The sequence below is a fragment of the Citrobacter sp. MGH106 genome, assembly GCF_001037495.1.
GTDB lineage: Bacteria > Pseudomonadota > Gammaproteobacteria > Enterobacterales > Enterobacteriaceae > Citrobacter > Citrobacter murliniae.
The window spans coordinates 2982085-2995401 of sequence record NZ_KQ089822.1 but is presented as its reverse complement, the minus strand read 5'-3'; the positions used below and the strand labels follow the sequence as shown (position 1 = coordinate 2995401).

Annotated in this window: 12 protein-coding genes; 9 read left to right on the top strand and 3 right to left on the bottom strand. The window is 55.1% G+C overall.

Translation table 11 applies throughout. The features are described from left to right. Positions 1 to 141 precede the first annotated feature (141 nt). The 5 genes from hutI to hutH all read left to right on the top strand — a co-directional run bounded on the left by hutI (position 142) and on the right by hutH (position 6460). Positions 142 to 1365: an imidazolonepropionase gene (gene hutI / locus SK36_RS14060; RefSeq protein WP_048221817.1), complete on the top strand. Its 1224-nt coding sequence runs from the start codon at positions 142 to 144 to the stop codon at positions 1363 to 1365. Continuing rightward, on the top strand, positions 1362 to 2303 hold the full coding sequence (gene hutG / locus SK36_RS14055) for a formimidoylglutamase (RefSeq protein WP_048221816.1): 942 nt from the start codon (positions 1362 to 1364) through the stop codon (positions 2301 to 2303). Before hutI ends, hutG begins: the two co-directional genes overlap by 4 nt. Positions 2304 to 2388: 85 nt before the next feature. Further along, complete coding sequence (locus tag SK36_RS14050; protein WP_045441147.1) at positions 2389 to 3114, top strand: histidine utilization repressor; 726 nt, start codon at positions 2389 to 2391, stop codon at positions 3112 to 3114. A gap of 138 nt (positions 3115 to 3252) precedes the next feature. Further along, positions 3253 to 4938 (top strand): urocanate hydratase, encoded by a 1686-nt coding sequence (gene hutU / locus SK36_RS14045; protein ID WP_048221815.1) that lies wholly within the window; start codon positions 3253 to 3255, stop codon positions 4936 to 4938. Between the two features lies 1 nt (position 4939). Continuing rightward, positions 4940 to 6460, top strand: coding sequence for a histidine ammonia-lyase (gene hutH, locus SK36_RS14040; RefSeq protein WP_048221814.1), 1521 nt, complete (start codon positions 4940 to 4942; stop codon positions 6458 to 6460). Positions 6461 to 6500: 40 nt separating this feature from the next. Here hutH and SK36_RS14035 read toward each other — a convergent pair whose 3' ends face one another. Next, on the bottom strand, positions 6501 to 6977 hold the full coding sequence (locus tag SK36_RS14035; protein ID WP_048221813.1) for a kinase inhibitor: 477 nt from the start codon (positions 6975 to 6977) through the stop codon (positions 6501 to 6503). A gap of 57 nt (positions 6978 to 7034) precedes the next feature. Beyond that, positions 7035 to 8324, bottom strand: coding sequence for an adenosylmethionine--8-amino-7-oxononanoate transaminase (gene bioA / locus SK36_RS14030; protein ID WP_045441151.1), 1290 nt, complete (start codon positions 8322 to 8324; stop codon positions 7035 to 7037). A gap of 76 nt (positions 8325 to 8400) precedes the next feature. Here bioA and bioB point away from each other — a divergent pair, with 76 nt between their 5' ends. The 4 genes from bioB to bioD are packed head-to-tail and all read left to right on the top strand — an operon-like array spanning position 8401 to position 12025. After that, the gene (gene bioB, locus SK36_RS14025; protein ID WP_048221812.1) at positions 8401 to 9441 is read left to right on the top strand and encodes a biotin synthase BioB; all 1041 of its coding nucleotides are present in this window, start codon (positions 8401 to 8403) and stop codon (positions 9439 to 9441) included. Further along, a complete protein-coding gene (gene bioF / locus SK36_RS14020; protein WP_048221811.1) occupies positions 9438 to 10592 on the top strand; it encodes an 8-amino-7-oxononanoate synthase in 1155 nt (384 codons plus the stop codon). The genes bioB and bioF overlap by 4 nt, the downstream gene beginning before the upstream one ends. Continuing rightward, complete coding sequence (bioC, locus tag SK36_RS14015; RefSeq protein WP_048221810.1) at positions 10579 to 11334, top strand: malonyl-ACP O-methyltransferase BioC; 756 nt, start codon at positions 10579 to 10581, stop codon at positions 11332 to 11334. Before bioF ends, bioC begins: the two co-directional genes overlap by 14 nt. Then, positions 11327 to 12025: a dethiobiotin synthase gene (gene bioD, locus SK36_RS14010; RefSeq protein WP_048221809.1), complete on the top strand. Its 699-nt coding sequence runs from the start codon at positions 11327 to 11329 to the stop codon at positions 12023 to 12025. The genes bioC and bioD overlap by 8 nt, the downstream gene beginning before the upstream one ends. Here the strand turns inward: bioD and SK36_RS14005 are convergent. Then, a complete protein-coding gene (locus SK36_RS14005) occupies positions 11991 to 12713 on the bottom strand; it encodes an ABC transporter ATP-binding protein (protein ID WP_045441156.1) in 723 nt (240 codons plus the stop codon). The genes bioD and SK36_RS14005 overlap by 35 nt on opposite strands. Positions 12714 to 13317 lie beyond the last annotated feature (604 nt).

Here is a 13317-nt window from a genome sequence, read left to right as displayed (position 1 = left end):
AAAGTTGTTTTTTATCGCAGCAATGTCTGGCGTTGAGAGTCCTTATATCACAATTAGATAACAATTGTGGTCCATCAGGTTGACAACATCCGCAGGATGCAAAATAAATGTCTATACAACCTATGACAAGTGGTGAGTCGAATGCAGCAGTTTTTCCCTGATGATGCTATCTGGCGCAATGTCCGCCTGGCGACCATGGATCCTGAACGTGATACACCGTATGGCCTGGTGGATGGCCATGCGCTGATCGTCCGTCAGGGTAAGATTCGAGATATTGTGCCTGAATCATCGTTATACCTTACCCACGATAATACATTTGATATGCAGGGGCGGCTGATTACACCGGGTCTGATTGACTGTCATACGCACCTGGTGTTTGGCGGGAATCGCGCAGGCGAATGGGAACAGAGACTGAACGGAGTTTCCTATCAGCAAATCAGCGCCCAGGGGGGAGGAATCAATGCTACCGTCTCTGCGACTCGTCGAGCCTCAGCCGAACAACTCTTTCGCGTAGCGCAGGCGCGGATGGCGCAGCTAAAAAACGAAGGCGTTACGCTACTGGAGATTAAATCAGGTTACGGCCTGGATTTAGCGACTGAAGAGAAGATATTACGCGTGGTGTCAGCACTGGCGGCGGAAAATATCATTGAAATCAGCCCTACGCTGTTGGCTGCGCATGCCACGCCTGTGGAGTACCGTGACGACCCTGATGGCTACATTACGCTGGTATGCGAGACTATTTTGCCGCAGTTGTGGAAAAAAGGTCTGTTTGAGACCGTCGATCTGTTTTGTGAAAGCGTCGGGTTCACGCTGACACAGAGTGAACGTGTATTTCAGGCCGCTCAGGCACTGGGCATCCCGGTGAAAGGTCATGTTGAGCAACTCTCATTGCTTGGTGGTGCGCAACTGGTAAGCCGCTACCACGGTTTGTCAGCCGATCATATTGAATACCTGGATGAAGCCGGAGTGGTGGCGATGAGCCAAAGTGGTACGGTCGGGGTTCTGTTGCCGGGGGCATTTTACTTCCTCAAAGAACAGCAGCGCCCACCAGTGGAATGGCTGCGTCACTATCAGGTGCCAATGGCGGTGGCAACGGATTTCAATCCTGGCACTAGTCCGTTTATTAGCCTGCACTGGGCGATGAATATGGCCTGCGTACAGTTTGGCTTAACGCCAGAGGAGGCCTGGGCTGGCGTAACCCGTCATGCGGCTCGTGCGCTTGGTTGTCATGACACTCACGGACAACTGAAGGCCGGATTCGTTGCCGATTTTGTGGTCTGGGATGCGCAACTGCCGGTGGAAATTCTCTACGAACCTGGCCGCAACCCACTTTATCAACGTGTATTCAGAGGGCAAATATCATGATGAACTGGCAACCCGCATCACCTGCGCTCTGGCAGGGACGCGATGATCGTGTTGAGTCAGAGAATGCGTTGCGTCTGTTTCAAACCATCACGCTCAGTCCAGCGTTCGCCCCTGAAATGTATCGTGAACAGATTGCGCTGCTTGGATTTGCCTGCGACGAAGGTGTGAAACGTAATCAGGGGCGTGCGGGGGCGGCCGGTGCACCCGACGCGCTGCGTAAGGCGCTGGCAAATTTAGCCAGTCACAGTGGTCATGACAGACTGGTGGACCTGGGAAATATTGTAGCGCAGTCCCCGGACCTTGAAGGTGCACAGCAGGCGCTACGCAGTGCGATACAACGCTGTCAGCTGGCAGAGATGCGCACCTTTGTATTAGGTGGCGGGCACGAAACCGCATTCGCTCACGGTGCAGGTCTACTGGATGCGTTCCCGCGTTCAAAAGTGGGTATAGTGAATCTCGATGCACATCTGGATTTACGTCATGCCGAACAGGCCACATCAGGGACGCCGTTTCGCCAGCTGGCAGAGCTTTGCGACGAGCAGCAGCGCGAGTTTTATTACGCCTGCGTGGGTGTCAGTCGGGCGGCAAACACTCAGGCGTTGTGGGATGAAGCGCAACGACGCGGTGTCACTGTGGTGGAAGATTTGCATTGCCATCAGGCGCAGGCACAGATAGCACAGTTTGTCGCCAGCGTAGATGTTATCTATCTGACGATTGACCTCGACGTTTTACCGGTCTGGGAAATGCCGGCGGTGTCTGCGCCTGCTGCGCTGGGCGTTCCGCTGGCGACGGTACTGGGTTTAATTGAACCTCTTTGTTGCAGTGGTAAATTACAGGCGGTGGACATGGTTGAATTTAATCCCCGCTTTGACGATGATGGCAGGGCAGCACGCGTTGCGGCGCGGCTTGGCTGGCAAATCGCGCACTGGTGGCGCTGACATGCCTGATAGTGGTTCGCTTATCAGGCCGATGCCGTGGTCGCTATCTGGCAATTAAAACTCTCTGCTTAAGGAAGGCTTACGCATGCTCCCATCCCGCAACCGTTCAGCTCCGGCCCCTTTTTACGAAAAGGTCAAACAGGAGATCAGCGACAAAATTGCCAGTGGCATCTGGCAAGCGCACGACCGTATCCCGTCGGAAGCGGAACTGGTGGCGCAGTATGGTTTTAGTCGAATGACCATTAACCGGGCGCTGCGTGAGCTAACGGATGAAGGATTGTTGGTGCGCTTGCAGGGGGTCGGGACATTTGTCGCCGAGCCAAAAGGTCAGTCTGCGCTGTTCGAAATTCGCAGTATCGCGGATGAAATCATTGCCCGGCAGCATCAGCACCGGTGCGAGGTTTTGACGCTGGAAAGAACTCAGGCAAGTGCTCTGCAGGCTACGGCGTTGAACGTTGCAGAGGGCACGTCCATTTTTCACTCCATCATGGTGCACTATGAAAACGATCAGCCGGTGCAGATTGAAGATCGCTGTGTGAATGCAGAAATTGTGCCGGAATACCTGACGCAGGATTACAGCCAGACTACGCCGCACGCTTACTTGTCGCTGATTGCGCCGCTGACAGAAGGTGAGCATATTGTGGAAGCCGTGCGAGCCAGTGCAGAAGAGTGTGCGCTACTGAACATTAAAGAACATGATCCCTGCCTGCTAATCCGTCGCCGGACCTGGTCGGCGTCACATATTGTCTCCCATGCCCACTTGCTCTTTCCGGGTTCCCGCTACCGTCTGCAGGGACGTTTTATGTCCTGATACGAGGACGCAAAAACCGTGATTGCTGACGCAATATAACAAAAATGTATCTCAATTGTTAAATACAGCCTTGCGACAACTTGTATAGACAAGTATATGTTACTTATCTGTCCGATCGTTCGTGAGGAGTGTTTTACCATGCCCCAAAGCAAGTATCGTCAGCAGGATATTCGGGCCCCAAGAGGCACGAACTTAACAGCCAAAAGCTGGTTGACCGAAGCGCCGCTGCGCATGTTAATGAATAACCTTGATCCCGAGGTGGCGGAAAATCCCCACGAGCTGGTGGTTTACGGCGGGATTGGTCGCGCCGCGCGTGACTGGGAATGTTATGACGCCATCATCAAGGCGCTGACCGGACTGGAAGCCGACGAAACTTTGTTAGTGCAGTCCGGTAAACCGGTCGGCGTGTTCAAAACCCATGACAATGCACCACGGGTCTTAATCGCCAACTCCAATCTGGTCCCGCACTGGGCGACCTGGGAACACTTTAACGAACTGGACGCGAAAGGGCTGGCGATGTACGGCCAGATGACTGCCGGGAGCTGGATCTACATTGGCAGTCAGGGCATCGTGCAGGGAACCTATGAAACCTTCGTCGAAGCAGGACGTCAGCATTATCAAGGCAACCTGAGCGGACGCTGGGTGCTGACCGCCGGATTGGGGGGGATGGGCGGGGCGCAACCGTTGGCCGCAACCCTGGCGGGCGCCTGTTCGCTGAACATTGAATGTCAGCAAAGCCGTATCGACTTCCGTCTGCGTACCCGCTATGTGGATGAGCAGGCAACTTCGCTTGATGACGCACTGGCGCGTATCGAAAAATACACCCGCGCTGGGAAAGCGGTTTCCATTGCGCTGTGTGCCAACGCCGCTGACATTGTGCCTGAACTGGTCAAGCGTGGTGTGCGTCCGGATATGGTTACCGACCAGACCAGCGCCCATGACCCGCTGCACGGTTATTTGCCGTCCGGCTGGAGCTGGGAAGAGTATCAGGCGAAAGCAATATCCGATCCGCAGGGTACGGTTCAGGCAGCGAAACGTTCGATGGCGACGCATGTGCAGGCGATGCTGGCCTTTAGCAAACTGGGCGTTCCGACATTTGACTACGGCAATAACATTCGTCAGATGGCAAAAGAGATGGGTGTGGAAAATGCCTTTGATTTCCCTGGATTTGTGCCGGCCTACATTCGGCCGCTGTTCTGTCGCGGCATTGGCCCGTTCCGCTGGGTGGCGCTTTCCGGCGATCCGCAGGATATTTATAAGACCGATGCCAAAGTAAAAGAGATCGTGGCCGACGATAAGCATCTCCATCACTGGCTGGATATGGCGCGTGAGCGGATTAATTTCCAGGGGTTACCTGCGCGTATCTGTTGGGTAGGGCTGGAGTGGCGACAAAAGCTGGGTCTGGCGTTTAACGAGATGGTGCGTAGTGGTGAAGTTTCCGCACCTATCGTCATTGGTCGCGATCACCTGGATTCTGGATCGGTTGCCAGCCCTAACCGTGAAACCGAATCCATGCGTGACGGTTCAGACGCCGTGTCCGACTGGCCGCTGCTGAACGCGCTCCTTAATACTGCCAGCGGTGCGACCTGGGTATCACTGCACCATGGCGGCGGGGTAGGAATGGGCTTCTCCCAGCATGCCGGGATGGTGATTGTCTGCGATGGTACTGATGAAGCCGCCGCACGTATCGCCCGGGTATTACATAACGATCCGGCGACGGGCGTGATGCGTCATGCCGATGCCGGGTATGACATTGCTGTGGAATGTGCTGTCGAAGAAGGGCTGAACTTGCCGATGGTTGCCGCAACGCAGGGGAAACGCTGATATGAATACCATTACCTTAACGCCGGGCCATCTGAGCTTTGCACAGTTGCGCGATATCTGGCAGCAGCCGGTACAGTTGAGACTGGATACCAGCGCGGTTGACGCCATTAATGCCAGTGTGGACTGCGTCAATAAGATTGTTGCCGAAGGCCGCACGGCTTACGGCATCAATACGGGTTTTGGCCTGCTGGCCCAGACTCGTATTGCCACTGAAGATTTGCAAAATCTCCAGCGTTCGCTGGTGCTTTCTCATGCGGCGGGCGTCGGCGAACCGCTGGATGATGCGATGGTGCGTCTGATCATGGTGCTGAAAATCAACAGTCTGGCGCGCGGTTTCTCCGGTATTCGCCTGAGCGTGATTGAAGCGCTGATTGCACTGGTGAATGCGGAGGTTTACCCGTTGATCCCGGCGAAAGGCTCGGTCGGGGCATCGGGCGATCTGGCTCCGCTGGCGCATATGTCGCTCACCTTGTTGGGTGAGGGTAAGGCACGCTGGCGGGGAGAATGGCTTCCGGCCGCAGAAGCGCTGAAGAAGGCCGGGCTGGAGCCGATCACGCTGGGGGCGAAGGAAGGACTGGCGTTGCTGAATGGTACACAGGCATCCACGGCTTTTGCTCTGCGCGGGTTGATTGAAGCGCAGGAACTGTTTGCCTCGGCGACAGTATGCGGGGCGCTGACCACCGAAGCGGTGCTGGGCTCCCGACGTCCGTTTGATGCCCGTATTCATGCCGCCCGGGGACAGCGTGGGCAAATTGATGCCGCCTCTCTTTATCGCCACGTGCTGACCGATTCCACAGCGCTTTCGCAGTCGCACCATAACTGCGAAAAAGTGCAGGATCCATATTCTTTGCGCTGTCAGCCGCAGGTGATGGGGGCGTGCCTGACGCAAATGCGCCAGGTCATGGAGGTGCTGCTGGTGGAAGCCAATGCAGTTTCAGATAACCCGCTGGTGTTTGCCGAAGAGGGCGATGTTATTTCTGGCGGCAATTTCCATGCGGAACCGGTGGCGATGGCGGCGGATAATCTGGCGCTGGCGATTGCGGAAATAGGTGCTTTATCAGAGCGACGTATTGCGTTGATGATGGATAAGCACATGTCACAGTTACCGCCTTTCCTGGTCAAAAACGGCGGGGTCAACTCCGGCTTTATGATTGCTCAGGTCACAGCCGCCGCGCTTGCCAGCGAAAATAAAGCACTGGCGCACCCGCACAGCGTAGACAGTTTGCCGACCTCGGCTAACCAGGAAGACCATGTGTCAATGGCGCCTGCGGCCGGTCGTCGACTGTGGGAGATGGCGGCCAATACGCGCGGGGTGATTGCCGTGGAGTGGCTGGCGGCCTGTCAGGGAATCGATTTGCGAGAAGGGCTGACCTCAAGTCCGCTGCTGGAACAGGCGCGTCAGGCATTGCGTGAACAGGTTTCACACTATACACAGGACCGTTTTTTCGCCCCGGATATTGAGTGCGCGACCGAGTTGTTAGCGCAGGGAACCTTGCTGAAGCTGGTGCCCGAGTTTCTGTAAGAAAATGCCGGATGGCGCTGACGCTTATCCGGCACAGAGATTAACTGAACAGTGTGGTGATTGACGCGCTGGCGAGCGAGTGGAAATGGACGTTAAATCCGACCATCGCTCCGCTGGCGCCCTCATCAACATCAAGACGCTCCACATCCAGCGCATGAACAGTAAAGATATAACGATGCGTTTCCCCTTTTGGTGGCGCCGCGCCGCCATAGCCCGCTTTACCAAAATCCGTGCGAGTCTGAATGACTCCCTCCGGCAGTGCAACCAGACCGGAGCCGAATCCTTGTGTCAGCACACGGGTATCTGCAGGCAGGTTGACTACCACCCAGTGCCACCAGCCGGAGCCGGTTGGCGCATCAGGATCGTAACAGGTCACGACAAAGCTTTTGGTCCCGGTAGGTACATCATCCCATAGCAGATGCGGGGAGATATTATCTCCGTCATACCCCATACCGTTAAATACATGGCGATGCGGGAGCTTCTCCCCGTCGCGCAGATCGTTACTCATTAGTTTCATGCTGACTCCTCTCGTTAGCCAAAAAGTGTAGCCAGAAACCTCATAACTTACCGCCGATTATTGGCTAAAAAATGTTTCATTGCGCACAGCATCGTTCACGACCTGCGTCAGGCGACGCAGTTGATCTGGCTGGATAATGTACGGCGGCATCAGGTAGATGAGTTTGCCAAACGGCCGGATCCACACGCCTTGTTCAACGAAGAACTTTTGTAACGCCGCCATATTCACCGGATGCGTGGTTTCTATCACACCGATGGCGCCGAGTACGCGTACATCGGCGACATATGCGGAATCAGCCGCAGGTGCCAGTTCGCTGCGCAATTGTTCTTCAATAGCTGCGACCTGTGCACGCCACTCGCCTGTTTCCAGCAGAGACAAACTGGCGGAGGCGACGGCGCAGGCCAGTGGGTTACCCATAAAAGTCGGGCCGTGCATAAAGCAGCCAGCCTCTCCGTTGCTGATGGTTTCCGCAACCTGACGGGTGGTCAGAGTGGCGGAAAGTGTCATCGTCCCGCCGGTTAATGCTTTACCAAGGCACAAAATATCCGGCGCAATGTTGGCGTGTTCACAGGCAAACAGCTTCCCGGTACGGCCAAACCCGGTGGCGATTTCATCGGCAATCAGCAGGATCCCTTCGCGGTCGCACATCCTGCGAATGCGTTTTAACCATTCAGGATGGTACATGCGCATGCCGCCTGCACCCTGCACAATCGGCTCCAGGATAATGGCTGCAATCTCATGGCGATGCGCGGCCATCAAACGGGCAAAGGGCACGATGTCCAGCTCATTCCATTCGCCGTCCATCCGACTCTGCGGGGCAGGAGCGAAGAGGTTTTCCGGCAGATACCCTTTCCACAGGCTGTGCATTGAGTTGTCGGGATCGCAGACCGACATCGCGCCGAAGGTGTCTCCGTGATAGCCGTTACGAAATGTCAGGAAACGCTGGCGAGATTCGCCTTTTGCCTGCCAGTATTGCAGCGCCATTTTCATTGCCACTTCGACGGCAACAGAGCCTGAATCCGCGAGGAAAACGCATTCCAGTGCCTCTGGTGTCATGGCGACCAACTGGCGGCACAGCGAAATGGCAGGGGCATGGGTAATGCCGCCAAACATCACATGTGACATGTCATCGATCTGCGTTTTCATTGCGGCGTTCAACTGCGGGTGGTTGTAACCGTGGATTGCTGACCACCAGGATGACATGCCGTCAATCAGTCTCTCACCGCTGGATAAAATCAGTTCGCAACCTTCGGCACGCGCTACCGGATACACCGGTAACGGGGAGGTCATGGAGGTGTAAGGGTGCCAAATATGGCGTTGGTCAAAGGCAATATCGTCAGTTGTCATAATCGACTTGTAAACCAAATTAAAAAGATTTAGGTTTACAAGTCTACACCAAACTAACAACGAAACGTACACCAATATGGCTCACTCTTCTCGCTGGACAATGTCGCAAGTCACCGAATTATTTGAAAAACCCCTGCTGGATCTGCTGTTCGAGGCGCAACAGATCCACCGTCAGCATTTTGACCCGCGGCAGGTACAGGTGAGTACACTGCTGTCGATTAAAACCGGTGCCTGCCCGGAAGACTGTAAATACTGCCCACAAAGTTCCCGCTATAAAACCGGTCTGGAAACAGAACGATTGATGGAAGTTGAGCAGGTACTGGACTCTGCGCGTAAAGCCAAGCAAGGGGGTTCAACACGTTTCTGCATGGGGGCGGCATGGAAGAATCCGCACGAGCGCGATATGCCTTATCTGGAGCAGATGGTACAGGGCGTGAAAGAACTGGGACTGGAAGCCTGTATGACGCTGGGAACGCTGGATGAAACGCAGGCCCAACGTCTTGCCCGTGCGGGGCTGGATTACTACAACCACAACCTCGACACTTCGCCAGAATTCTACGGCAATATCATCACGACTCGCTCCTATCAGGAACGTCTTGATACGCTGGATAAAGTGCGTGAGGCCGGGATCAAAGTCTGCTCAGGCGGTATCGTCGGGTTAGGTGAAACGGTCACCGATCGTGCCGGGTTGTTGCTGCAACTGGCGAATCTTCCCACGCCGCCGGAAAGCGTGCCCATCAACATGCTGGTGAAGGTAAAAGGTACTCCACTGGCGGATAACGACGATGTGGATGCATTTGATTTTATCCGCACTATCGCTGTAGCGCGGATCATGATGCCGACCTCGTACGTGCGTCTTTCCGCTGGCCGCGAGCAGATGAATGAGCAAACTCAGGCGATGTGTTTTATGGCCGGGGCCAACTCTATTTTCTACGGCTGCAAACTGTTGACCACGCCGAACCCGAACGAAGATAAAGATCTGCTGCTGTTCCGCAAGCTGGGGCTTAACCCGCAGCAAACGGCGATACTGGCGGGCGATAACGAACAGCAACAGCGTCTGGAGCAGGCTCTGCGTACGCCGGACACTGATGATTACTACAATGCGGCGACAGTATGACCTGGCAGCAAAAAATAGACGATGCGCTGGCGGTGCGTCGTTCTGCCGATGCCCTGCGCCGCCGTTATGCGGTGACGCAGGGGGCAGGACGCTGGCTACAGGCCGATGGTCGCCAGTATCTGAATTTCTCCAGTAATGATTATCTCGGTTTAAGCCACCATCCGCAGATTGTGTGCGCGTGGCAGCAGGGAGCAGAACGCTTTGGCGTTGGCAGCGGTGGCTCAGGTCACGTAAGCGGCTATTCCATCGCGCATCAGGCACTGGAAGAGGAGCTGGCGCAGTGGCTGGGCTATTCACGTGCGCTGTTATTTATCTCCGGTTTTGCCGCCAATCAGGCGGTCATTACCGCACTGATGGAAAAAAACGATCGTATCGTCGCCGATCGCCTCAGTCATGCTTCACTGTTGGAGGCCGCAAGCCTGAGCCCGGCAGTGTTGCGCCGTTTTAGCCATAACGATCCGCAGCATCTGGCCCGCCTGCTGGCTACCCCCTGTCCGGGGCAGCAACTGGTGGTGACTGAAGGTGTGTTCAGCATGGATGGTGACAGTGCACCACTGGCGGAAATCCACGCGGCGGCGCAACAGCATAATGGCTGGCTGTTGGTGGATGATGCGCACGGCATTGGCGTGACCGGTGAAGAAGGGCGCGGTTCGTGCTGGCGGCATCAGGTTAAGCCTGAGCTGTTGGTGGTGACGTTCGGGAAAGGGTTTGGCGTCGGCGGTGCGGCAATCCTCTGCTCTGACAGTGTAGCCGATTATCTGCTGCAGTTTGCCCGTCACTTGATCTACAGCACCAGTATGCCTCCGGCTCAAGCTCAGGCGTTGCGTGCTGCGCTGGCAGTGATCCGCAGTCGTGAAGGTGATGAGCGGAGAGCAAAGCTGGCGATGCTAATTCAACGTTTTCGGGCAGGTGTGGATACCCCAGATTTAAAACTGGTGAATTCAGACAGCGCCATTCAGCCGCTGATCGTTGGTGATAACCATAAAGCCTTACGGCTGGCCGATGCCCTGCGCCAGCAGGGATGTTGGGTGACAGCAATCCGTCCTCCCACCGTACCCGCCGGTACAGCCAGACTGCGACTGACGCTGACGCAGGCACATGAAATCCAGGATATCGATCGTTTGCTGGAGGTATTGCATGACGCTGGTTAATAAGCAAGCCATTGCGGCTGCGTTCGGACGTGCTGCTACCTATTATGAACAACACGCCGGGTTACAGCGCCAGAGCGCTGATGCGTTACTGGCGCTACTGGCGGGTCGTGAATATGCACATGTACTGGACGCCGGTTGTGGACCCGGACGCATGAGTCTTTACTGGCGGGAGCGGGGGTGTGATGTCACCGCCCTGGATCTTTCGCCTCAGATGCTGGCGGAGGCGCAACGACAAAATGTTGCCCATCACTATCTGATGGCGGATATCGAAGCCATTCCGCAGGATACAGCGACCTTCGACCTGGCCTGGAGCAACCTGGCCGTGCAGTGGTGTGGTGATTTACGCAGCGCGTTAAGCGAGCTTTACCGGGTTGTACGCCCTGGCGGGACGGTGGCTTTTAGTACGCTGGTACACGGCTCCATGCCGGAGTTGCGTCAGGCATGGCAGGCTGTAGATAACCGGGCGCATGCCAATAATTTTTTGTCTGTGGAGCAACTTAAAAATGCCCTGCATGGTTGGGATGCTGGCTACCACACCCATGCCGTGACGTTATGGTTTGACGACGCGCTGAGCGCGATGCGTTCGCTCAAAGGTATCGGAGCAACGCATTTGCATGAAGGTCGTGAACAGCGTGTGCTGACCCGCTCACAGCTACACCAGTTACAGTTAGCCTGGCCCTGTCAGCAGGGGAGATACCCGCTGACGTATCATCTTTTTTTGGGAGTGATTCAACGTGACTAAAACGTATTTTGTCACCGGGACGGACACCGAGGTAGGTAAAACCGTCGCCAGCTGCGCACTGTTACAGGCAGCCGCAGAGAGGGGGTACCGGGCAGTCGGGTATAAGCCAGTGGCTTCGGGGAGTGAAATGACCGCTGATGGCCTGCGTAACAGTGATGCTCTGGCGCTGCAGCGCAACAGTACGCTGGAGATAGAATATGTGGATATTAATCCGTATACCTTCGCTGAACCCACTTCGCCACATATTATCAGCGCTGACGAAGGAAGACCGATTTTGGCCCCGGTGATGTCTGCCGGTTTACGTGCGCTTGAAGAGCAGGCTGACTGGGTGCTGGTGGAAGGGGCTGGTGGATGGTTTACACCGCTTTCGCCGACGCTGAGTTTTGCTGACTGGGTTCAAACGGAGCAATTGCCGGTCATTCTGGTCGTTGGCGTGAAGCTTGGTTGTATCAACCACGCCATCCTGACCGCGCAGGCGGTGCTGCAGGCTGGCCTGACGCTTGCCGGATGGGTCGCTAATGACGTGATGCCGCCGGGTAAACGTCACGCTGAATATATAGCGATGCTGACGCGTTCTCTCCCGGCACCGTTGCTGGGAGAGATCCCATGGCTGGCGGAAGATCCGCTGCGGGTATCGACAGGGCAATATATCGATCTTAGCGTTTTATCTCTGGCGTCCCCCAGTCGTTGAGAAGCGGATCGTTGAGTTGTGTCATCGCTCCCTGTGCGACATTGCGCCCGCGATGCAACAGGCAATAGCAGTCGGCGACCCGGCGAATGAATGGCAAGCTTTGCTCCGCAAGCATAATCGCGATGCCCAGCTCCTGGCTCAGCCGCACGATCAAATTTCCCAGCTTGTGGATATACGCCTGACCCGTCCCCCGCGTCGGTTCATCGAGGATCAGTAGACGTGGGCGCGTGACCAGAGCGCTGGCGAGTGCCAGCTGGTACTGATTGTCATCTGACAATATCGCCCCTTTGCTGCGACGCAGAACGTACAACTGTGGGAAGAGGCGGTAAATATCGCTGCTGCTCATTGCCTCGCTTTCGCCAACCGCCTTACGCGCAATATGCAGATTCTCTTCTACCGTCAACTGCGAAAAAATACGCCGCTCTTGTGAAACGTAGCCAATACCCAGCGCGATGCGACTGGCCGCGGGGATTGGACGCAGATCGCGCGGTGGCGCACCGGCCTGATGCCAGAACATGGTGCCACTTTCGATAGGTAAATTACCGGTGATGCAATTCACCAGTGTGGTTTTTCCCATACCTGGCAGTCCCAGCACGCCAGTACACTTACCGGGCATCAAGTCGAGATCCACATCCCATAGCGTGTGCTGATTACCGTAATAGTGATTCACTGCGCGAAGACTTAGCATAGATTTTCTCCATCATGATGTTATCCGCCCCACGAGCAGGGAGTGGGAAGAAAAGTGCAAATCTCTTGCCAGAAGAGGAGCCAGGGAGATAAACAGCGTGATAAGCGATTTGCGTACATTAAATGACAAAGCACAGAGATGATTTCCGGCACCAGGGTGCACATTGCCAGTGCTTGTGAGCGTCATGGTGGTGCAGATAGCAAAATGATGAAAATGCGAGCAAGATCTCGGCTGCTGCAGGTCGCTTCGTTAGCTGATAAATATCAAAAATTAGCGATAATTTTTTTTTATTACCCCAGAAAAGACCATAGATGTGTTTTCGCCAGGCGGCAGTCAGTACGGGCTGGAGGCAGTTATCCACTATTCCTGTGGATAACCTTGTGCATTAGAGTTAGAAAACACAATGTAAGCGAGAGAAGACGCGGCTTGCGACTAAATTGGTGCGAAAGACGTCTCGAGAGAATAGTCATTTAAATACAAATTGTTAGATAAAATCAATGGCTGTCGCAGAAGTGTCATGCGTTGCCACAAAACTTTCATCCGGTAGCTTGACAAATGTTAAAAAAGTCATTGGTCTGGGGATAACACATTTTTACTGGTGTTT